The organism is Vibrio cortegadensis (assembly GCF_024347395.1).
In the GTDB taxonomy this organism is placed as follows: domain Bacteria; phylum Pseudomonadota; class Gammaproteobacteria; order Enterobacterales; family Vibrionaceae; genus Vibrio; species Vibrio cortegadensis.
Window position 1 is genome coordinate 2,452,959 of record NZ_AP025472.1, and the last position, 22,771, is coordinate 2,475,729.

Annotated in this window: 22 protein-coding genes; 3 read left to right on the forward strand and 19 right to left on the reverse strand. The window is 43.0% G+C overall.

The genetic code is table 11. The annotated features are described in order from the left end of the window. Positions 1–62: 62 nt before the first annotated feature. From OCV39_RS11555 to trmJ, 12 genes are all read right to left on the reverse strand, one after another. Positions 63–1,181 carry a bifunctional tRNA (adenosine(37)-C2)-methyltransferase TrmG/ribosomal RNA large subunit methyltransferase RlmN gene (locus OCV39_RS11555; protein ID WP_017053769.1) on the reverse strand — a complete coding sequence of 373 codons (1,119 nt, stop codon included), beginning with the start codon at positions 1,179–1,181 and terminating at the stop codon, positions 63–65. 233 nt (positions 1,182–1,414) lie between these two features. After that, positions 1,415–1,840 carry a nucleoside-diphosphate kinase gene (ndk, locus tag OCV39_RS11560; protein WP_017053768.1) on the reverse strand — a complete coding sequence of 142 codons (426 nt, stop codon included), beginning with the start codon at positions 1,838–1,840 and terminating at the stop codon, positions 1,415–1,417. A 60-nt stretch (positions 1,841–1,900) separates the two neighbouring features. Further along, positions 1,901–3,196, reverse strand: a complete 1,296-nt coding sequence (pepB, locus tag OCV39_RS11565; RefSeq protein ID WP_261888508.1) for an aminopeptidase PepB — start codon at positions 3,194–3,196, stop codon at positions 1,901–1,903. A gap of 179 nt (positions 3,197–3,375) precedes the next feature. Beyond that, on the reverse strand, positions 3,376–3,576 hold the full coding sequence (gene iscX / locus OCV39_RS11570) for a Fe-S cluster assembly protein IscX (RefSeq protein ID WP_017053766.1): 201 nt from the start codon (positions 3,574–3,576) through the stop codon (positions 3,376–3,378). Positions 3,577–3,615: 39 nt separating this feature from the next. Further along, the gene (fdx, locus tag OCV39_RS11575; protein WP_017053765.1) at positions 3,616–3,954 is read right to left on the reverse strand and encodes an ISC system 2Fe-2S type ferredoxin; all 339 of its coding nucleotides are present in this window, start codon (positions 3,952–3,954) and stop codon (positions 3,616–3,618) included. A gap of 49 nt (positions 3,955–4,003) precedes the next feature. Then, positions 4,004–5,872 carry a Fe-S protein assembly chaperone HscA gene (gene hscA / locus OCV39_RS11580; RefSeq protein WP_261888509.1) on the reverse strand — a complete coding sequence of 623 codons (1,869 nt, stop codon included), beginning with the start codon at positions 5,870–5,872 and terminating at the stop codon, positions 4,004–4,006. A gap of 22 nt (positions 5,873–5,894) precedes the next feature. Continuing rightward, on the reverse strand, positions 5,895–6,410 hold the full coding sequence (hscB, locus tag OCV39_RS11585) for a co-chaperone HscB (RefSeq protein ID WP_017053763.1): 516 nt from the start codon (positions 6,408–6,410) through the stop codon (positions 5,895–5,897). Positions 6,411–6,472: 62 nt separating this feature from the next. Beyond that, a complete protein-coding gene (gene iscA / locus OCV39_RS11590; RefSeq protein WP_017053762.1) occupies positions 6,473–6,796 on the reverse strand; it encodes an iron-sulfur cluster assembly protein IscA in 324 nt (107 codons plus the stop codon). Between the two features lie 74 nt (positions 6,797–6,870). Beyond that, positions 6,871–7,251 (reverse strand): Fe-S cluster assembly scaffold IscU, encoded by a 381-nt coding sequence (gene iscU, locus OCV39_RS11595; protein WP_017053761.1) that lies wholly within the window; start codon positions 7,249–7,251, stop codon positions 6,871–6,873. 33 nt (positions 7,252–7,284) lie between these two features. Then, positions 7,285–8,499 carry an IscS subfamily cysteine desulfurase gene (locus tag OCV39_RS11600; RefSeq protein WP_017053760.1) on the reverse strand — a complete coding sequence of 405 codons (1,215 nt, stop codon included), beginning with the start codon at positions 8,497–8,499 and terminating at the stop codon, positions 7,285–7,287. A 27-nt stretch (positions 8,500–8,526) separates the two neighbouring features. Next, entirely contained in the window at positions 8,527–9,033 is a 507-nt protein-coding gene (iscR, locus tag OCV39_RS11605; RefSeq protein ID WP_017053759.1) for a Fe-S cluster assembly transcriptional regulator IscR, read from the reverse strand. Positions 9,034–9,147: 114 nt separating this feature from the next. Continuing rightward, on the reverse strand, positions 9,148–9,879 hold the full coding sequence (trmJ, locus tag OCV39_RS11610) for a tRNA (cytosine(32)/uridine(32)-2'-O)-methyltransferase TrmJ (protein ID WP_113796577.1): 732 nt from the start codon (positions 9,877–9,879) through the stop codon (positions 9,148–9,150). 243 nt (positions 9,880–10,122) lie between these two features. Here trmJ and suhB point away from each other — a divergent pair, with 243 nt between their 5' ends. Beyond that, the gene (gene suhB, locus OCV39_RS11615) at positions 10,123–10,926 is read left to right on the forward strand and encodes an inositol-1-monophosphatase (protein WP_113796579.1); all 804 of its coding nucleotides are present in this window, start codon (positions 10,123–10,125) and stop codon (positions 10,924–10,926) included. 236 nt (positions 10,927–11,162) lie between these two features. Here the strand turns inward: suhB and secF are convergent, their stop codons facing one another. The 6 genes from secF to OCV39_RS11645 all read right to left on the reverse strand — a co-directional run bounded on the left by secF (position 11,163) and on the right by OCV39_RS11645 (position 18,175). After that, entirely contained in the window at positions 11,163–12,110 is a 948-nt protein-coding gene (gene secF / locus OCV39_RS11620; RefSeq protein ID WP_017053756.1) for a protein translocase subunit SecF, read from the reverse strand. Between the two features lie 15 nt (positions 12,111–12,125). Beyond that, positions 12,126–13,982, reverse strand: coding sequence for a protein translocase subunit SecD (gene secD, locus OCV39_RS11625; protein ID WP_261888510.1), 1,857 nt, complete (start codon positions 13,980–13,982; stop codon positions 12,126–12,128). Between the two features lie 19 nt (positions 13,983–14,001). Further along, positions 14,002–14,331: a preprotein translocase subunit YajC gene (gene yajC / locus OCV39_RS11630; protein WP_113796583.1), complete on the reverse strand. Its 330-nt coding sequence runs from the start codon at positions 14,329–14,331 to the stop codon at positions 14,002–14,004. A 124-nt stretch (positions 14,332–14,455) separates the two neighbouring features. Then, on the reverse strand, positions 14,456–15,586 hold the full coding sequence (gene tgt / locus OCV39_RS11635; protein ID WP_113796585.1) for a tRNA guanosine(34) transglycosylase Tgt: 1,131 nt from the start codon (positions 15,584–15,586) through the stop codon (positions 14,456–14,458). Positions 15,587–15,768: 182 nt separating this feature from the next. Next, positions 15,769–16,821, reverse strand: coding sequence for a tRNA preQ1(34) S-adenosylmethionine ribosyltransferase-isomerase QueA (queA, locus tag OCV39_RS11640; RefSeq protein ID WP_136995422.1), 1,053 nt, complete (start codon positions 16,819–16,821; stop codon positions 15,769–15,771). A gap of 166 nt (positions 16,822–16,987) precedes the next feature. Further along, positions 16,988–18,175, reverse strand: coding sequence for a S1 family peptidase (locus OCV39_RS11645; protein WP_171756927.1), 1,188 nt, complete (start codon positions 18,173–18,175; stop codon positions 16,988–16,990). A 249-nt stretch (positions 18,176–18,424) separates the two neighbouring features. Here OCV39_RS11645 and OCV39_RS11650 point away from each other — a divergent pair, with 249 nt between their 5' ends. Beyond that, positions 18,425–18,883, forward strand: a complete 459-nt coding sequence (locus OCV39_RS11650; RefSeq protein ID WP_017053750.1) for a CBS domain-containing protein — start codon at positions 18,425–18,427, stop codon at positions 18,881–18,883. A gap of 306 nt (positions 18,884–19,189) precedes the next feature. Next, complete coding sequence (locus OCV39_RS11655) at positions 19,190–21,130, forward strand: HAMP domain-containing methyl-accepting chemotaxis protein (RefSeq protein WP_261888511.1); 1,941 nt, start codon at positions 19,190–19,192, stop codon at positions 21,128–21,130. A gap of 180 nt (positions 21,131–21,310) precedes the next feature. Here OCV39_RS11655 and aceA read toward each other — a convergent pair whose 3' ends face one another. After that, positions 21,311–22,621, reverse strand: coding sequence for an isocitrate lyase (gene aceA / locus OCV39_RS11660; RefSeq protein ID WP_113796593.1), 1,311 nt, complete (start codon positions 22,619–22,621; stop codon positions 21,311–21,313). Between the last annotated feature and the right edge of the window lie 150 nt (positions 22,622–22,771).

Below are 22,771 nucleotides of genomic sequence, written 5' to 3' on the forward strand. Positions count from 1 at the left end.
AAAATACAAAAAAGCCAAAAGAGTGCATCTTTTGGCTTTTCAGATTGTAGCGGCTTATTGCTCTACACAGCTTTCACAGGAATCGTTTCACCCGCTTGTCTCTGCTTTGTGCGCTTAGTTCTATCGATCACATCACCCACTAGCTGACCACATGCAGCATCGATGTCGTCACCACGTGTTTTTCTTACCGTAACGGTATAGTCATATTGCATCAATGTTTTCATGAAACGGTCAATACGAGAGTTACTTGGCTTCTTGTATGGAGAGCCTGGGTAAGGGTTAAACGGAATTAAGTTGATTTTCGCAGGCGTATCTTTCAATAGTTCTGCCAATTCATGCGCGTGATCCATGTCGTCGTTGACGTGGTCAAGCAGTACATACTCAACCGTTACACGCCCGCGGTTTGCATTTGAAGAGGCAATATAACGGCGTACCGACGCAAGGAAAGCTTCAATATCCCAACGATCATTAATCGGCATGATTTCGCTACGCAATTTATCGTTTGGCGCATGCAAAGAAATAGCGAGAGCAACATCGATGTTATCAGTCATTTGATCAAGACCAGAAACGACACCTGAAGTTGATACGGTTACACGACGCTTTGATAACGCGAAACCAAGATCGTCGAGCATGATTTCTAACGATGGAATCAGGTTTTTCATGTTAAGAAGAGGCTCACCCATACCCATCATAACGACATTGGTAATTGGACGACGACCTGTCTCTTTTTCTAAACCGATTTCACGAGCGGCACGCCAGATTTGACCGACAATTTCCGATACTTTTAAGTTACGGTTAAAACCTTGCTGGCCGGTTGAGCAGAATTTACATTCAAGTGCACAACCCACTTGAGAAGAAACACATAACGTCGCTCGATCGCCGTCTGGGATATAAACCGTTTCTACATCTTGATCACCAACGCGCATTGCCCATTTGATGGTGCCGTCTTCAGAATATTGAGCATCTGCAACAGTAGGTGCTTTGATTTCTGTACGATGCTTCAATTTTTCACGTAACTTTTTATTAATATTGTTCATTGCATCGAAATCATCGACACCAAAGTGATACATCCACTTCATTAATTGATCGGCACGGAACGCTTTCTCGCCAAGCTCTTCAGCAAAAAATTTACGCAGACCTTTGCGATCAAAATCGAGTAGATTTACTTTTTCAGTGGACATGTTGCCTCTCAATGATGGAACGATATTTAAGGGCGCGAATTGTACAGCCTTTATTCGGGGACAACAAGAGTTGTAAATCCATGACTTTGTTAAGGCATTAATTTTATGTTGGTTATTTTTTAATCACACCCAATATTTAATAGCGGAGACAAAAAAAGGAAACCGGAGCTTCCTTTTTATTAGTCATAAATCTGTCACTGGGTATATTAATGACTCATTACCCACTGAATACTCTAGCGAGGGCAAATTTCAGATTCAGGGAAAAAGAACTCGATTTCACGAGCAGCCGATACAGGGCTATCTGAACCATGAACTGAGTTGTAACGCATGCTGAGTGCGTAATCGGCACGAATCGTTCCGCACGCTGCTTCTTCGGGGTTTGTTTTACCCATCAGCTCACGGTAACGAGCAATCGCATTTTCACCTTCAAGTACTTGAACCATGATAGGTCCAGAGGTCATGAACTCTTTTAATGCTGGGAAGAACTCTTTGCCTTCATGTTCAGCATAAAAGCCACTCGCTTGCTCTTCTGTCAAATGCACCATTTTAGCGGCAATGATTCTTAGACCTGACTTTTCAATTCGGTGATAAATTTCACCAATTAAGTTACGTTCTACTGCATCGGGCTTAACGATAGAAAACGTTTTTTCTAGAGCCATAAGGTATCCCTTCTACTTCCATTTGTTGTTATGGGGACTCGAACAGAGAGTCCCTGAATATTATTTTGCTTGTTCGATAAGTATGTTCGCTAAGGTGCGAACGCCCATACCAGTTGCGCCTGCCGCCCATTTATCATTCGCTGATTTACGGTAAGTGCCAGCACAATCAAAGTGCAACCAACCTTTTTTGTAATCATCCACAAAGTAAGACAAGAAGGCTGCGGCTGTACTTGCTCCTGGGCTGTAATCGCCACTGCTGATATTGGAAAGATCAGCAAAGTTGGATGGCAACATGCTACGGTGAAAATCGGCAAGAGGTAGAGGCCATAGCCCTTCTTTCTCTTGAGCTGCACTGGTTAGCGCTTGATGTGATAGTTCATCATCAAAGCTCAGTAGTGCATGGTAGTCATTACCCAACGCGTTTTTCGCGGCACCGGTGAGTGTTGCGCAGTCAATGATTAACTCAGGGTTTTGCGCACTGGCGTACAACAAACCATCCGCTAGCACTAAGCGACCTTCCGCATCAGTATTCATTACTTCAACGGTTTTGCCATTTTTATAAGTGATCACATCACCAAGTTTCAATGCTCGGCCTGAAATCATATTCTCTGCGCAGCATAGGATAAGCTTCACACGCTTATTGAGGCCACGGCTAATCGCAAGGGCAAAACCACCCGTGATCGTGCCAGCACCGCCCATATCAGATTTCATTGCGGTCATGAATCCAGATGGTTTCAAGCTGTAACCGCCTGAATCAAAAGTGATACCTTTACCCACAAGACAAGCGAAAACAGGGGCATTTTCATCGCCTGTTGGGTTGTAATCTAATTGCAGCATAGCTGAGGTGCGTGAAGAGCCGCGACCAACGGCATAAATGCCTTCCCAGCCTTCTGTAAGAAGATCTTTGTCTTTCACGATTTTAGCGGTAATTGTGCCTTCTGGAGCGACTGACTTGATAAACTCAGCGGCCATTGTGGCAAGTTGACGGGGAGCCACTTCTTCTGCGCTTTTATTGATGATATCACGAGTCCAATCGGTCGCTTTGATTCGAGCTTCGAGCTCCGCTTGTTCACCCTCGGCAAGTGAATCCCACTCAAGATAGTTTTTTTTCTTTGGTCCACGGTAGCCTTGATGGAAGGCCCAGACACTTTCTAAGCTCCAGCCCTCGCCTTGTAGTGCAATAGACTGAATGCCCTGTCCGTCTAACTTACGTGCAGCGCGTTGAACGGCGCCAAAATCATGCGACTCATTTAAGTGAATCGTTGCGCCATTTTCAGAAAATGACAAAATTGCGTTCTCTCCCCACTGAGGCTGGGCAGTTTCTTTACTTAAAAATACAGACATCTGTGTAGACATGGTTTCTCCTTGTCCGAGATAGCGTTTCTACGCCATGTGTGATTACTTTGTGATATTGGCTAGATGTTAGCATTTTGTAGAGATAAAAGGTCGCTATGATAAAAAAACGGACCATAAGGTCCGCTATTTTTAGTAAGAAATGTTAACTGCGCTACGTTTTCAAAACACGAATCATTCAATTAATCCGCTTCATCCATCCAACATAGAATTACCGCTTCTAATATTTTCTCATTAGAGTTATTGGGTTCATCCTCAAATCCGTCTAATTCCGTGATCCATCGATGTAAATCAGTGAAGCGAACGGTTTTAGGATCGGTGTCTGGATATAAGTCGCAAAGCTCAATCGCAATATCTCGCGAATCAGTCCATCTTAAGCTCATAATCAACTCCTTTAATTATCGTTAACGTTGAAGCGCGTCTTAATGATCTTCAGATGCGTGGTTCAATGTGTATTTAGGGATCTCAACGACAAGGTCTTCATCGGTTACTACGGCTTGGCAACCTAAGCGAGATTCAGGCTCAAGTCCCCATGCTTTATCTAGCATGTCATCTTCCAGCTCTTCACTCTCTTCTAGCGAGTCAAACCCTTCACGGATGATCACGTGGCAAGTGGTACAAGCGCATGATTTTTCACATGCATGCTCAATTCCGATACCATTTTTTAGTGCTACATCAAGAACAGTTTCGCCCTTTTGAGCTTCAAATACTGCGCCTTCAGGGCAAAGATCTTCATGAGGTAAAACAATTATTTTAGGCATTCTTAATCTCGGTCTTCATATAACTAATTAATATTGGTCAAATTAACGATTAAATATCGTTGACTGACTGCCCTGATAAAGCAGCTCGAATCGATTTGTCCATACGACGAGAAGCAAAGTCTTGGCTTGCTTTATCTGTCTCTTTTATTCCTAATTCAATCGCTTCGGCACTGTGGCCATTTCGCAATTCAATCAATGATTCGATGGAGGCTAGCAAAGCTTGCTTTTCTGTCTCTGAGAGCAGTTCATCGCCATCCGCATTCATCGCAACAATCAAGCCTTCTATGACTCGATCCGCTTCCACTTTTTGCTCTGCCAGAGTACGTGCATCCATATCTTCTTGAGCGTATGTCATCGAATCTTTCAGCATGCTTGCGACTTCATTCTCACTTAAACCATAGGAAGGCTTAACTTGTATCTCCGCTTGAACGCCAGTGCTTTTCTCCATAGCAGTAACAGACAGTAGGCCATCAGCGTCTACTTGATATGTCACGCGGATATGCGCTGCACCTGCAGCCATTGGTGGAATACCTTTAAGCGCAAAACGAGCCAGTGAGCGACAATCGTCTACCATTTCTCGTTCACCTTGGACAGTATGCACGGTCATTGCCGTTTGCCCATCTTTAAAGGTGGTAAATTCTTGAGCTTTAGCGACTGGGATAGTGGTATTACGTGGAATAATTTTTTCAACCAAGCCACCCATGGTTTCAATACCGAGTGACAGTGGGATAACGTCTAGCAGTAACATTTCAGAATCAGGTTTGTTGCCTACTAAAATATCCGCTTGAATCGCTGCGCCTATCGCGACAACTTCATCAGGGTTAATGCTGGTTAGAGGTGTTTTACCAAAGAAGTCACCCACCATGTCACGCACTAGTGGCGTTCTTGTTGAACCGCCCACCATCACGACGTTCTGTACATCATCAGCATCTACATCTGAATCTTTCAGCGCACGTCGGCAAGACAATAAGGTTTTTTTAACAAGTGGTCGTAAAATATCATTCAGTTCGTCACGGCTTAATGTGCCATTCCAGCCGAGTACACTTACTTGGGCAATATCACTATCTGAAAGGGCAATTTTAGCGTCCGTCGCAGCATCCAATAACTGGCGTTGCTGCTCTGCAGTGATTGGAGCATCAAGATTGATTTGGCTTTGGAAATGTTCAGCGATCAAGTGGTCAAAATCATCTCCACCTAGTGCTGAGTCACCGCCTGTTGCCAACACTTCAAAGATACCTTTCGACAGGCGAAGAATGGAGATATCAAAAGTACCACCACCGAGATCGTAAACAGCAATAACGCCTTCTTGACCTGAATCGAGACCGTATGCAATGGCTGCTGCTGTTGGTTCGTTTAGTAGGCGTAGAACATGTAAGCCAGCAAGGTTTGCCGCATCTTTTGTTCCCGCACGTTGGGCATCATCAAAATAAGCAGGGACAGTAATAACCACACCAGACAGTTCACCACCGAGCGTTTGCTCTGCGCGATGAGTTAGTGCTTTTAAAATATCCGCCGATACTTGAATCGGGTTTTTAGCCCCTTGCGCGGTTTCTAAAACTGGAAGTCCGTTATCACTTGCAACAAATTGGTAAGGCAGTGAAGGATAGCGAGATTGAATATCGGCTAATGAACGACCAATCAGACGTTTTACTGAAATGATCGTATTTTTTGGATCTGTCTGCGCCAATGCACGTGCGTCATGACCGACTGAGTGCGTCACGGCATCGCTTTGTGCTGCCGGGTAATGAACAACCGATGGCAAAATACTGCGCTGTTGCTCATCCAATAGGGTCGTCGCGTTTCCACTACGAACACTTGCCACTAATGAGTTAGTCGTACCGAGGTCGATACCGACGGCAAGTTTATGTTCATGAGGTGCAGAGCTTTGGCCGGGTTCTGCAATTTGGAGTAGTGCCATGGGTTGGTCCTTATTATCTAAACTAGCCGAGTAAACGATCTTCGACGAGTTCTATTTCATGCTTTAATTTCGCAACAAACTTTAGCTTTCTTACTCTATCCGCAGCTTGAATCCATAGGTTTTGATCTAATTCTTCTTCTATGGCTTTTAAATGCTGCTTATACATTTTGCTTACTTTGCTATCAAAGTCATAAACAGCATCTTCAACATCAGCACTTGCAGCGATATCTTCTAGCTCTTCACGTAGTTCCATCTGTTCCATTAGAAACTCAGGATCTTGCATCGTCTGCTGCTCTGCTCGAATATCAATACTTTGCAATAAAAGCATGTACTCTGCACGAGAAATGGGATTTTTTAATATTTGATATGCATCGTTAATTTGCGCCGCTTTTTGAACTGAAAGCAGGCGATCACGCTCAGATGCCGTTGCAAAGTTATCTGGGTGAAAACGACGTTGCAGCTCTCTAAACTGCGAAGAAAGAAGGCTACCATCCAGTGAAAACTGAATTGGTAGCCCAAATAATTCAAAATGATTCATGTAAAAATCAGGTCCTAAGTTCTAGGCCCTAGCTAAGAGCCTAGCTAATATGGAATGGCTATTTATACGTTAAAGCTTTCACCACAACCACACTCGCTTTTCGCGTTCGGGTTGTTGAATTCAAAGCCTTCGTTAAGCCCTTCTTTCACATAATCAAGCTCAGTGCCATCTAGGTAAACCAAGCTTTTCGGGTCGATAATAACGGTGACACCTGAATGTTCAAACGTTTTGTCTTCTTCATTCAAGTCATCCACAAATTCTAAAACATAAGCCATGCCGGAACAGCCCGTCGTTTTTACACCTAGTCTCAAACCGATGCCTTTGCCTCGATTATCTAGAAATGCTCTAACTCGGCTTGCTGCTGCTTCTGTCATTGTGATGGCCATACTACAACCTTGTTCTATTTTTTGTGGAATTCATTTAGGAGGCTTTCACCTCCCATTGTTATTAATCGAGGTTATTAATCGTGTTTCTTTTTGTAATCAGCAACAGCCGCTTTAATTGCATCTTCGGCAAGAATTGAACAGTGTACTTTCACTGGAGGCAATTCTAGCTCTTCTGCAATTTCTGCATTTTTGATTGCTGCCGCTTCGTCAATGCTTTTACCTTTAACCCACTCAGTAACCAGTGAGCTAGAAGCAATCGCAGAACCGCAACCGTACGTTTTAAACTTCGCATCTTCGATAATACCTTCTGGTGTTACCTTGATTTGTAGTTTCATTACATCGCCACATGCTGGAGCACCGACCATGCCGCTACCTACACTTGGGTCTTCTTTATCAAAAGCACCAACGTTGCGTGGATTTTCGTAGTGATCAATTACTTTTTCGCTATAAGCCATGATAGTTTCCTCTCTTCCTCTACTGACTAGGGATTAGTGATGCGCCCACTCAACAGTGTCCAGATCAATCCCTTCTTTATACATATCCCATAGAGGAGACATGTCGCGTAATTTGTTTACGGCTACACGAATTTGTTCAATTGCGTAGTCCACTTCTTCTTCCGTAGTAAAACGGCCGAATGAAAATCTTACTGAGCTATGTGCTAATTCATCATTTAGACCAAGTGCACGTAGAACATATGACGGTTCCAAACTTGCTGATGTACAAGCTGAACCTGAAGACACTGCAAGATCTTTAAGAGACATAAGCAGCGACTCACCTTCTACGAAGGCAAAGCTAACGTTAAGGTTGTGCGGAACACGTTGGTCCAAATCACCGTTAACGGTTACGGCTTCAAGATCTTTCACGCCGTTGAGTAAACGCTCACGTAACGCTTTAGCATGATCAAAATCGAACTGCATATCTTGTTTAGCAATGGCAAAAGCCTCACCCATGCCCACAATTTGGTGCGTCGCTAAAGTACCTGAACGGAAACCACGCTCATGACCACCACCATGCATTTGCGCTTCTAGGCGAATACGTGGTTTACGGCTAACATAAAGCGCACCAATGCCTTTAGGTCCATACACTTTATGAGCTGATAGTGAAATCAGATCCACTTTCATCTCTTGTACGTCTAGTGGAATTTTACCCGCTGATTGTGCGGCATCGACGTGGAAAATGATTTTGCGTTCACGACACATTTCACCAATTGATGAGATATCTTGAATCACACCAATTTCGTTATTCACGTGCATGATAGAGACAAGAACGGTGTCTTCACGCATTGCTTCTTGAAGCTTATTCAGATCGATGATGCCATTCGCTTCTGGTGCAAGGTAAGTAACTTCATAACCTTCACGCTCAAGTTGGCGACATGGATCTAATACGGCTTTGTGTTCTGTTTTGCAGGTAATGACATGCTTACCTTTCTTACCATAAAAGTGCGCGGCACCTTTTATCGCAAGGTTATCTGATTCTGTTGCACCAGATGTAAATACGATTTCACGTGGGTCTGCATTCAATAAACCTGCGATCTGCTCACGAGCGTTATCAACTGCTTCTTCAGCCTGCCAGCCATAGCGATGCGAACGAGATGCCGGATTACCAAAGTTTCCGTCCATCGTCATGCATTGAACCATCTTTTCAGCCACTCGAGGATCTACTGGACATGTTGCTGAATAGTCAAAATAAATAGGCAGTTTCATTCTCTACTCCAATGTAAACATGGTCGCTTATGAGCGAACATTGACACCGATGGGAGCGGTGCTTGTATTTTTTTGTGCAAACCCATGATTTACCGCAAGATCAATGTCTTGTCGGCCTGAAATTTCTAACACTTCATTATCTTCCATCAACTCTCCAAGAGTGATGTTATTTAAGAAGTCGCTAATGCGTGAACTTAAATCGCGCCAAAGTGTATGAGTAAGACAGCGAGTGCCACCCTGGCAACCCTCTCGCCCATGGCACTTAGTTGCATCTACTGATTCATCGACGGCGGCAATCACGGTTCCAATCGCGATATCATTGGCATCTGCGCCTAAACGATATCCACCACCAGGGCCACGTACACTTGCCACTAAACCCGCTTTACGTAACTTGGAAAATAACTGCTCTAAATATGAGAGTGAAATACCTTGTCGCTCTGAAATATCAGCCAGAGGCACGGGGTTATTTGTCGAATGCAATGCAACATCCAGCATGGCTGTCACCGCATATCTTCCTTTAGATGTAAGTTTCATACCATCACCGTATCCACATTGATTATGTGGATACGATTTTTCCATACCCGACTATTTTAGTCAAGTATTTATTTGACTGTTTTAGTCAAGTATTTAACCCTAATATAAAAGCGGCTATTTTGAGCTATTTATGCTTCTTTCTACAGAGGTCAAAACACCTCTTAAGGTATTGATCTCTTGTAACTCTGGTCTAGCTCGGCTAAATAATCGACGTAATTTATTCATCACTTGCCCAGGCTGTTCCTTAGAGATGAATTGGGTATCCAACATCACTTTTTCAAGGTGTTCATAGAACATTTCTAGCTCTTTGTGACGTGGGTACTCTTCTTGTTCTTGAGGTGCATATTGGCTTTTCTCTCTTTCAAGATGTGCAACCCTAATTTCATAGCTTAAGGTTTGTACTGCCATTGCTAAATTCAATGAACTGTATTCTGGGTTAGCAGGTATACAAACGTGGAAGTGACATTTTTGCAGCTCTTCATTAGTAAGACCTGTACGCTCACGACCAAAAATAAGTGCCACTGGGTGCTTTTCACCCTCTACGGAAAACTTTTCACCGCACTCTCTTGGTTCTAGCATTGGCCACTCTAAAGTACGTGAACGAGCACTTGATCCTACAACTAAACCACAATCTGCGATTGCTTCATCTAACGTCTCAACGATTTGAGCGTTCATTGCAATATCCCCAGCCCCGGCAGCCAATGCCATCGTTTGTGAATCAACTTCACACTGGGGAGCCACCAATACCATTTGGTTAAGCCCCATAACTTTCATTGCACGAGCTGCTGAACCAATGTTACCGGGATGAGAGGTTCCTACTAAAACGACTTTTACATTGTCTAACATAACTTGACGACACCACTAAAATTAAAACCGCGAGATAATAACAAAAAACAAAACAAGCTTATATAGCCACCGCGATACTCCTGTCATTCAAGACATTTAAAAACACACTAAACTCGTTAGATCACAGTTTTCATCTGTTATCCGATTCAAAAGCTCATTAAATAACCACTTCCCTTTTAATAAAAGTTTGGTATACTCCCCGCCGCTTTAAATCGTTCTTTAACATCCGTTGGGAAAATCCTTATGCATCCTATGCTAAATATTGCTATACGCGCTGCGCGTAAAGCAGGCAATCATATTGCTAAATCGTTAGAAACTGTTGATAAAATTGAGATCACTCAAAAAGGTAATAACTCATTTATTACTAATATCAATGAAGAAGCTGAATACCTTATTCTTGAAACTATCAAAGCTTCTTACCCAGATCACAGCACGATTGCGGAAGAAAGCGGCCTTATCGAAGGCTCTGATTCAAGTGTACAATGGATTATCAACCCACTGGATGGCACGAATAACTTCGTAAAAGGCTTCCCACACTTCTCAGTATCTATCGCTGTTCGTATCAACGGTAAAACTGAAGTCGCTTGTGTTTATGACCCAATGCTAAATGAGCTATTCACAGCTCAACGTGGTGCTGGCGCTCAACTAAACAATGCTCGTCTACGTGTATCTCAACTTAAAGACCTCCAAGGTACTGTTTTAGCGACAGGCTTCCCTTACAATCAAAAGCAGCACTCTGAAAGCTACCTAAAAGTACTTTCAGCTCTATTTGCTGATTGTTCTGATTTCCGTCGTACAGGTTCTGTTGCGCTAGACTTATGCTACCTAGCAGCTGGCCGTGTTGATGGTTACTTTGAGCTTGGCTTGAAACCTTGGGATCTTGCAGCTGCTGAGCTTATTGCTCGTGAATCTGGTGCTATCCTGACTGACTTTGCTGGCGGTACTGAGTACATGAAGTCTGGCAATATCGTTGCATCAAGTGCACGTGGTGTTAAGTGTATGCTTAAGACTATCCGTGAACACGGTAACGAAGCTATCTGTAAGTAATTTAACTTACTCAAAATTGTAAACGCCCGCATAGCAATATGCGGGCGTTTTTTTATGCCTATTACTGAATCCTTTCTGATTTAAACTTGAATCTTATAGTGCCATCTTTGAAATGAATCTTTTATGCATGGTTCTGATGAAATAGCGGCAAGCAAACAAAAAGTGACAAGCAAATAAAAAGCCGCTGATTTCTCAGCGGCTTTTTGTGACAACTTGTCTAGATGAGTTAACTCTCGTTAAGGCATCTCGTCAAATTCAGCGCCTTCTTTGTCAATCTGTGGTGGCATTAGGTGTTCACGAGTGATACCTAGTTTAAGAGCCAGTGCAGATGCAACATAGATAGAAGAGTAAGTACCAACAGTGATACCTAACAGCAATGCTGTTGCAAAGCCGTGGATCATTGCCCCACCTTGTGCGAACAATGCAATAACAACAAACAAAGTAGTACCGGAAGTAATCAAAGTACGACTTAATGTTTGTGTGATTGAATTATTCATCACTTCAGCAGACTCACCTTTACGCATTTTGCGGAAGTTTTCACGGATACGGTCAAATACTACGATGGTATCGTTGAGGGAGTACCCCACTACCGTCAATAGTGCTGCCACAATCGTTAAGTCCACTTCAATCTGCATGATGGAGAATACACCCAGCGTGATAATAACATCGTGCGTTAATGCGAGTACCGCACCAGCAGCCAGACGCCACTCAAAACGCATTGATACGTATATCAAAATACAGATTAATGAAACGATAATGGCTAAACCACCCGCTTCAGTTAGTTCATCGCCAACGTTAGGACCAACAAACTCGATACGGCGCATCTCTACGCTTTCGCCAGTTCCATCTTCAATCGCTGATAGAATTTGGTTACCAAGAGTTTCACCTTGAAGGTCATCTCTTGGACGCAAGCGAACCATTACTTCACGAGCAGAACCAAAGTTTTGTACCGTTGCATCGCCAAAACCTTTTGCCTGTAAAGCACCACGAATATCTTCTAGGTTTGCTGGTTGCTCAAAACCAACTTCAATCAGAGTACCGCCCGTAAAATCTAAACCCCAATTCAACCATTTTGTTGAAAGAGTAAAGATTGCAGCACCAATCATGATTATAGAAAAAGCAAAGGCAAATTTAGACCAACGCATAAAGTCGATCGTTTTGTCTGCTTTCAAAATCTGAAACATCACATTTCCCTTAGCTTAGATCGACAGTTTATCGATACGTTTGCCACCATATAGCAGGTTCACGACACAACGCGTTCCAACAATAGCGGTAAACATAGAAGTCAGAATACCGATAGACAGAGTCACGGCGAAACCTTTGATTGCACCTGTACCTACAGCAAACAAAATAATTGCTGTAATTAAGGTCGTAATGTTCGCATCGGCAATAGTACTGAATGCATTGGCGTAACCTTGGTGAATCGCTTGTTGTGGATTACGTCCATCACGTAGCTCTTCACGAATACGCTCAAATATCAGCACGTTCGCATCCACCGCCATACCAACGGTCAAAACGATACCAGCGATACCAGGAAGCGTCATGGTTGCCCCAGGGATCATCGACATGACACCGATAATCAAGACTAGGTTTGCCATTAGTGCCATGTTCGCAATTAAGCCAAACTTACGGTAGTACAGTAGAGTAAACAGCATAACTGCCGCCATACCCCAAACACACGCCATCACACCCATATCGATGTTCTGTTGACCCATAGATGGACCAATTGTGCGCTCTTCAACGATTGAGATTGGAGCAATAAGAGCACCAGCACGAAGTAGCAGAGCTAAGTTATGAGCTTCTGAAGCTGAATCAATACCTGTAATTCGGAAACTACGGCCAAGCGTTGATTGAATCGTTGCTTGGTTGATCACTTCTTCATGCTTAGTCAGGATTACGCTGCCTTCTGGGTTTTTACGCCCACTGTCTTTGTACTCAGCAAATACGGTTGCCATAAGCTTACCGATGTTTTTACGTGAGAACGCTGACATTTTGCTGCCACCTTCACTATCAAGTGAGATATTCACTTGTGGACGACCATACTCATCAACGCTTGAACTTGCGTCTGTAATACTTGAGCCACCAAGAATGACACGTTTCTTCAGTACGACAGGGCGACCATTACGATCTTGTTTGATTTCACTGCCAGCAGGCGCTCGACCACTTGCCGCTGCTGCTAAGTCAGCTTTATCATCCACTTCTCGGAATTCAAGTGTCGCTGTTGCACCTAAAATTTCTTTAGCGCGAGCAGTATCCTGAACACCTGGCAGTTCCACAACGATTCGGCTTGCACCTTGACGTTGAACAAGAGGTTCAGCAACACCAAGTTCATTTACACGATTGCGCAAAATAGTAATATTCTGCTCAACTGCGTAGTTACGAATCTCTTGAAGGCGAGCTTCCGTAAACTTAGCCACCAGCGCAAAACGACCATTTGATGCAGACTCAGTAAAAGTCATATCTTGGTGCTTTGATGTAAGGCTTTGTTTAGCTTGGGAGAGTTGCTCTTCATTGCGAAGTAATACTTCTACCGCGTCTTTACCCGATGGGCGAATAGAGCGGTAACGAATTTTTTCTTCACGCAGTTCACTTCTGAAGGCTTCTTCTTGCTGTCCAACAAGCTTACCCATCGCAGCGTCCATATCCACTTCCATTAAGAAGTGAACACCACCACGTAAATCAAGGCCAAGTTTCATTGGTGCAGCACCAATAGATTCAAGCCAATCAGGAGTAGAAGCCGCTAAGTTAAGAGCAACAATGACATCTTTGCCTAATGCTTCGCTAACAATATCGCGAGCACTGATTTGAGTGTCAGTATCGGTAAAACGAACAAGAATAGAACCGTTCTCTAGAGCAACGGATTTATGAGATAAGCTCTTTTCATCAAGAGCTTCGGTGACAGCATCCAGCGTCGACATATCTACAGAGGCGCCACGCACCCCTGTGACTTGAATCGCCGGATCTTCACCGTATATATTTGGAAGAGCGTATAGCGCTGCAATGGCGATGGAAAACACCACCATTAAATACTTCCATAACGGGTAACGGTTTAGCACAGCGAGGATCCTCTAGCTGTTATAGAGACTTAAGCGTACCTTTAGGTAGCACTGCAGTAACGAAATCTTTTTTGATTACAACTTCGTTATTATCGTTAAGTGCAATTGACACATAGTCATTGTCTTCAGCGATTTTAGTAATTTTGCCTACAAGGCCGCCACTAGTCAGTACTTCGTCGCCTTTACCCATCGCGCTCATTAAGCTTTTGTGCTCTTTTACACGTTTCGCTTGTGGACGGTAAATCATGAAGTAGAAGATTACTGCGAACATGCCTAGCATGATTAGCATTTCGAAACCGCCACCTGGTGCAGCGCCTTCAGCAGCTGCGTGAGCTTGAGAAATAAACATTTAAAAACATCCTCTATTTAATTTTTATTGATAATCCAACTAATTGGGCTGCATCGCCCTATTTTCAAGGCTTCAAAGTCTAGTTTAGAGATTGAGGTCGCAAAAATAGGGCGATAGAGACAAATTATTTATTCATTGGTGGAACTTCACGATCACGGCGAGCGTAAAATTCTTCTACAAAAGCATCAAAACGGTCTTCATCGATCGCGTTACGGATACTTTGCATCAAACGTTGGTAGTAACGTAGGTTATGAATAGTATTCAGTCTTGCACCTAAGATCTCATTACAACGATCTAGGTGGTGTAGATATGATTTTGAATAGTTGCTGCAAGTGTAACAGTCACACTGTGGATCTAGTGGTGTTGTATCCGTTTTATGTTTCGCATTACGGATCTTGATCACACCGCCAGTCACAAATAGGTGTCCATTGCGAGCATTTCGAGTCGGCATTACGCAGTCGAACATATCGATACCACGACGAACGCCTTCAACGAGATCTTCAGGTTTGCCTACGCCCATGAGGTAACGAGGCTTATCTTCAGGTAGTTGTGGGCAAGTATGCTCAAGAATACGGTGCATGTCTTCTTTAGGTTCGCCTACCGCTAAACCACCGACAGCGTAACCATCGAAGCCAATTTTAGTTAGCGCTTCAACAGACACATCACGTAGATCTTCGTAAACACCACCTTGTACAATACCAAATAGTGAATTGGTGTTGTCTTGGCGATCAAATTCATTACGGCTACGGTCCGCCCAACGAATAGAACGCTCCATTGAAATACGAGCTTCATCGTGGGTTGCCGGGAATGGCGTACATTCGTCGAAGATCATCACGATATCAGAACCAAGATCGTATTGGATTTGCATTGATTTCTCAGCATCCATAAAGATCTTATCGCCGTTCACAGGGCTACGGAAATGAACACCTTCTTCGGTAATTTTACGAGTCTTACCTAAGCTGAATACTTGGAAACCGCCTGAATCGGTTAGGATTGGGCCTTTCCAGTTCATGAAGTCATGGAGATCACCATGTAATTTCATGATCTCTTGACCAGGGCGTAACCAAAGGTGGAAAGTGTTACCAAGCAGAATTTCTGCACCAGTGTCTTTCACTTCTTCCGGTGTCATACCTTTCACAGTACCGTAAGTACCTACAGGCATGAATGCTGGTGTTTCTACTGTACCGCGTTCAAACTGAAGTTGACCACGACGTGCGTTACCATTTGTTTTTTTAAGTTCGTACTTTAATCTCACGAGACCTCCAATATGCCAGAGAAACAATCTGACGATTTTACTGGGTTATTCACCCTACCGAGAGCGGTCGCTTATCCTTGCGAGAAGTAAAGTTACCTTCCCTTCCTAGCTCAATGCTAGCACTCGACTATTAAACTTTTTTCTCGAAAATGCCACGAAATCCGGGAATTTACGAGTGATGATTATTTCGTTTTCTTATTGATGAACATCGCATCGCCATAACTGAAGAAGCGGTATTCATTTTTAACGGCATGATCGTAAGCGGCCATCACTTTGTCGTAGTCTGCAAAAGCGCTAACAAGCATAATTAATGTTGACTCAGGCAAGTGAAAGTTGGTGATCAAACAATCAACCAATTGATACTCGTAGCCTGGGAAAATAAAGATTTCTGTGTCGCCAAAAAATGGAACGAGCTCAGTACCTTTTTTCAGTGCATCTTGAGCGGCACTTTCTAATGAACGAACAGATGTCGTCCCAACCGCGATGACACGTCCACCACGAGCTTTTGTCGCAGCAATCGCATCCACAACCTCTTGTGGCACTTCTACATACTCTGCATGCATGTGGTGATCATGGATATTATCCACTTTTACTGGTTGGAATGTACCCGCTCCAACATGCAAAGTAACGTAAGCAAACTCGACACCTTTATCTTTGATCTGCTCTAGTAGCTGCTCATCAAAGTGTAAACCTGCTGTTGGTGCTGCAACGGCACCCGGCTTTTTGTTATATACCGTCTGATAACGCTCTTTATCTGCGTCTTCATCAGGACGATCAATATAAGGCGGTAATGGCATATGACCAACCGCATTTAAAATCTCTAATACACTTTGATCAGAGGTAAAGCGGATCTCAAACAGAGCATCATGGCGTGCGACCATTTCAGCTTGGTACTCATCATGTTCACCAAGGAATAGAGTAGTACCTGGCTTAGGTGATTTAGAGCAACGTACGTGAGCAAGAATGCTTTTCTCATCAATCATACGTTCGACTAAGACTTCTAGCTTACCGCCAGACTCTTTACGACCAAACAGCCGAGCTGGAATCACTCGTGTATTATTAAAAACAACTAAATCACCCGGTTGAACAAGATCTAATACGTCTTTAAATGAACCATCACTCAAGGTTCCAGTATTTCCATCTAATTGTAGAAGGCGACTCGCGGTACGTTCCGCTTGAGGGTAACGAGCTATCAGCTCATCAGGTAATTCAAAATGAAAATCAGAAACTTGCATGCGACTTATCTTGTTTGGTTGATAAATAAAGGGTTGCGAGTAAAAATTTCGCAGTGGAGTAGTATAGGCAGACAAAACGCAATAGCAAGGATTGTTCTAAGGGATAAGTGTAAATAGTAGTAAAAATCAGGCTGCTCGTTTAACAGCCTGAATGGATCATCAATCATTAGCTCTTACATCGAAAGAACCCAACACCAATAAGGAATAGCGAATAGAACCAATAGAGATTCGCACCATCTGGCTGAACAAAATTACAGTTACTTGTTGAGATACTATCATTACACTCTTCAGATGGCGGTAAAGTTTCTTCTGGAGGCAATGTTCCTGGTGCTTGATAATCAGCGATAAATTCGGGCTCTACTATCGCATTTTCAGGAATCGTTGATTGGTTAATATAACTTTGAATCCAATCATAATAAGTGCTTACTTTAGTGTAGAAACTAGGGATGGTCACAGAGCCACAAACAGGCATGATCATCGGCCCACCACTTACAATTCCAATTTGAACCGCTTGACCTAAATCTAATTCCTCACTTGCCATCAATGCCCCGCCACTATCGCCTTTACAAGCACTATTCCCATAATAAGTACTACTGTCTGGATCTAGAATTTCCACTTGATTCGGCATGGAGCAGATCTTGGTAAGGTTAACTGGGGAATCAATTATTCCTGGCAACTGCTCAGTGCCACCTTCTAAACGTTCATAACAATTTTCGATAGGCAAAAAAGTAGTGCGCGTTGAGAGTAATTGTGGTGAAGCCTCTTCAGCTAGTGGCGTTGTCGTCCCCCACCCTGAAACGTGTAGATTGGGTTGGCGATCATTGCTATCAGCATTATCGATCCAATCGCCCATCAATCGACGTTCAATAGTTTGCATTACCGTTGGGCTTGCTAGATTCACTCTTGCAGGGAAGTCAAATACACGATCAACTCTTAATAGTGCAATATCATTTTCTAAACTCGTATTGATTAGCTCTTCGTCGCCATTCTCATATACTTTAAAACGGCTAAAACGTTCATATTTAGGGTGAACGACAACATGCGTCACGTTATATAAATGGTGTAAATCGACATTATGTAAATGTTGAGTATTAGCGGTGATCGCTAAGTCCCCCGGAGACGTAACATAATATGTGCTGTCATCGGTTCCTTGCCCCATAACAACACAGTGAGCCGCAGTTAACACCCATCGGTCAGCAATGACTGAACCACCGCATATTGGGAACTCAGCCATATTACTGGCCCGTAGTGTCACTTGATAGGTAGGCTCGCTTTCTACATTACCCAACACAATTGCACTAGCGCTACTTGATACAATCAATAGCGTTGCCACTAATCCTATTTTCCTAAACATCTTGATGATCTTCCTACCGAGAAAAACCCAATAGTCCACGACCTACCATTCAATCAACATTACTCATTACCAAGTCTGCGATACATTTCATTGTAAAACCGACATGAGCAACAATATCACTCATCAGTATTCAAACTTGATCGCAATCTAATTCGTTGCATAAAGCTCAATAAAAATGAGTTAGCTCCCAGATATTAAGACAATAAAAACCTATAGTTAAACTACACCGACCCATAAAAGGAGATCGTGATGATCAAAGTCGAAGACATGATGACTCGTAACCCTCACACTCTATTACGATCACATTCGTTAGCCGAAGCTAAGAGTACAATGGAAGCCTTAGATATCCGCCACATTCCTGTTGTGGATGCAGAAAGAAGACTGCTCGGCGTAGTGACTCAGCGTGATATTCTTGCCGCTCAAGAGTCTAGCCTGCAAAATATTCCAAGCACACAATCTTATACTCTAGCGACCCCTCTCAATGAGGTAATGCACCGTAATATCATGACTGTAGAGCCAAGAGCAGGATTAAAAGAGAGTGCCACTTACATGCAAAAGCACAAAGTTGGCTGCTTACCTGTGGTGGAAGATGGAGAGCTAGTCGGAATTATTACTGACAGTGACTTTGTCACCATTGCCATTAATTTGCTTGAGCTACAAGAAGATGCCGAACCAGAAGAAGTCGACGTCGATGTCATAGAAGAATAAGGCCTTAATGGTCAATTCTTAATCCATCATAGCCTTAATACCTTTAGAGACAAGGCTATGATGATGTATGAATTCGGTTTACTCGCATAATAGAATAGCTTCAACCCAAGGAGTATTCTTGCATAAGCCCCCTCTAAAGACTCGACGATGTGATGAGCCTTTATTTTTTCACGTCCTGAGTTTCATAATTTCTCACCGGTAAAATAAATATATTCAAATCCACATACTGACATTGTTATTAATAACTATAATGCAACTACTTACTAACAATAATAAAACAAACAGTCACGTGAGGAAGCCACCATTATGAGTTTAAAAAAGTTACTATCCTTAGGTTTCGGGGTTATTTTGGCCCTAATATTGGTCATATCCGTCGTAGCATCACTGCGTTTTTATCAATCCAGCGGTGGATTTAATACCTACCGTTCTCTAGCTCTCACTAGCGTAGTCACCGGTCGCATCCAAGCCAATATTTTAGAGGCGCGATTAGCAGCATTAAAATACATAAACAATCCAGATTCTTCTCATATAGCCGAACTAAACAAACGTATTAAAACGTCGACTCAGTTAATCGATAATGTTCTAAGATCTCATATTGATGATGCTCATAAAAATGAATTTTTAGCGATAGAAGAACAACTTGAAAAGTATAACCAAGGGTTTAACCAAGTTGTTCAGCTCGTCAACAGCCGCAATCAACTCGTACAAAACCAGCTAGATCCTGCTGGGATCAATATGCGAAAGGCAGTCACAAATTTGATGACCCAAGCCGCTGTAGAGGAAGATCTTGAAGTAGCCGTCAGCGCAGGGAATCTTCAACAGCACGTGTTGCTATCTCGTCTATACGCTTCAAAATTTCTAACAAGCAATCAAGTTACAGATGCAGAACGAGCACAAGAAGAGTTCAAGTCAGCACTTAAATTATCTGAATTGATTGAATCACAACTTATATCAACCAAGCAGCTGAACTATTTGAGAGAATTTAATAATGCCTTCAAAGTTTATCAAGTTACGTTTTCAAAAGTTGTTGAAACCATCAGTGCCGGAAATAATATTGTTTCCGGCACTCTTGATGTAATGGGAGCCTCTGCTGCTCAAACTATCGAAGAAATTAAACTCTCAACCAAAGAAACACAAGATACTGTTGGGCCTGAAATGGTTGAACGTTTCTCAAATGCTCAATCTGTTCTAGCCATTCTTTCATTTATTGTTGTAGTTATCGCTTTAGGCATCGCTGTTTCTATCTATCGCAGCGTTCTCAAAGTCGTTGGGGGTGAACCAAGTGATATTCAATCCATCGTTGAAGAAGTCGTTTCTGGTGATCTGTCCAAAGACATTGCCATTACAGGTAAAGAAACCGGAATCTATGCCAATATTTTAGAAATGCGCCAAGAGTTACGACGTATCATCGATGGGTTTCACCAAATTTCAGACAATGTTTCAGCAGCCTCTGTAGAGCTCACCGCTATCATGAGTGAAACAGAAAGCAATGCTCAGCAAGAACTCAGCCAAATGGAGCAAATTGCCACCGCGATTAATGAGCTATCGAGTACGGCAAATGAGGTCAGCCAAAATGCGGCGAGTGCAGAAGGAGCAGCAACGGAAGCGACGTCTAACGTCGAAAAAGGTGGCAGCTCTTTAGACTCTGCTGATGAAATTTCTCGTAAAGTGGAAACATCAATCGAAGAGACGTCTAATATTGTCAATCAGTTGCAAGAATATTCAGTTGAGATTGGGACTGTTATTGAGGTCATTAATTCCATTTCAGAGCAAACCAATTTACTGGCATTAAATGCTGCAATTGAAGCGGCGCGTGCTGGAGAACAAGGCCGAGGGTTTGCTGTTGTTGCGGATGAAGTGCGATCGCTTGCGGCAAAAACCCAGCAGTCTACCATTGATATCCAAGAGATCATTTCTCGATTACAAGCTCAAGCTAAAGATGCGAATCAATTCATGCAATCTAACCTGTCACTTGCCGAGGAGTCTCGGAACTACAGTGAGCAATTACGATCAGCTTTCACATCGATTACTCATTCTGTGAGCTTAATTTCGGATATGAACACTCAAGTTGCTACCGCGTCAGAAGAGCAATCTGGTGTGACACAAGATATTTCTCAGAATGTATCTCAAACGTTTGATATTGTTCATCAAAATGTTTCAGGAATTAAACAAAGTAAAGAAGCAAGTGAAGAGCTTTCTGCTTTAGCCGTAAAACAGAAAGATTTACTAGGCTTCTTTAAGCTTTAATTTAGCTTAATCAAAACTAAAAACAAAACGCGTCTCAATCCAATGAGCCGCGTTTTTATTTATGTAAAATAACGAGTTATCTGTTGATGATATCAATGCCTTCCTAAAAACTTAAGGATACCTCATAAAAAAGAGCGGCTATACCGCCGCTCAAATGGATTATAAAGAGTAAAGCTATCGCTAGAATTGCTCTTCTTCTGTTGATCCTGTCAGTGCCGTCACCGAAGAGTTTCCACCTTGAATCGTATTGGTCATACGGTCAAAGTATCCTGTACCCACTTCTTGTTGGTGCGCCACAAATGTGTAACCTTTATCTGCTGCTTCAAATTCTGGACGCTGTACTTTCTCAACATAGTGACGCATACCTTCGCCTTGCGCATAAGCATGAGCCAATTCAAACATGTTGAACCACATGTTGTGGATGCCCGCTAGTGTAATGAACTGGTATTTGTAGCCCATATCCGCAAGCTCTTGCTGGAATTTTGCAATCGTTTCTGAATCTAGGTTTTTCTCCCAGTTAAACGATGGTGAACAGTTATATGCCAATAGCTGATCTGGGTATTCTGCATGTACTGCTTCAGCAAATTTACGCGCTTCTTCCAAACACGGTTTTGCCGTTTCACACCAGATTAAATCCGCATATGGCGCGTAAGCTAGGCCACGAGAAATAGCTTGGTCGATGCCCGCTTTCACTCGATAGAAACCTTCAGCGGTTCGCTCACCTTGAATGAAGTCACGATCGTACGGGTCACAATCGGAAGTCAGAAGATCCGCTGCGTTGGCGTCAGTACGCGCAATCACAAGTGTTGTTGTGCCGGAAACATCAGCAGCTAAACGTGCCGCGACAAGTTTTTGCACCGCTTCTTGAGTAGGAACCAGTACTTTACCGCCCATGTGACCACATTTTTTCACTGATGCTAGCTGGTCTTCAAAGTGAACCCCTGCAGCACCAGATTCGATCATATTCTTCATCAACTCATAAGCATTGAGAACGCCACCAAATCCTGCTTCTGCATCCGCAACGATAGGTAAGAAGTAATCAATGCCACCTTCATCTTCTGGGCTCTTACCACCAGCCCATTGAATTTGGTCTGCACGTCGGAATGAATTGTTAATGCGTTTAACCACTGACGGTACTGAATCTACAGGGTATAAAGATTGGTCAGGGTACATGGTTGATGCCGTATTGTTATCTGCAGCAACTTGCCAACCTGATAGGTAAATCGCTTCGATTCCCGCTTTGGCTTGCTGAACCGCTTGACCACCAGTCAGTGCACCCAAGCAGTTTACATAACCTTTTTTAGATGACCCGTTGACCAAAGACCATAATTTATCAGCACCACGTTGGGCGATAGTATTGGCAGGCGTCACTGAACCACGAAGTTCAACCACTTCTTCTGCTGTGTAAGTACGCTTTACGTTATTCCAGCGTGGATTAGTTGCCCAGTCTTTCTCTAGAGCTTCGATTTGTTGGCGGCGAGTTAATGTCATGGTCTATCCCTCTGTAGTAATACGATGCTTCATGCATCTGTCATCCTTTTCTCCGTCAGTACAACTCTCTCTGACCTCGAACTCTTTTGTTTCACGTTGTTAGTAATAAATCGTGTTCATTTTTTATAATGTGCGCTTAGCGTTAGCTAT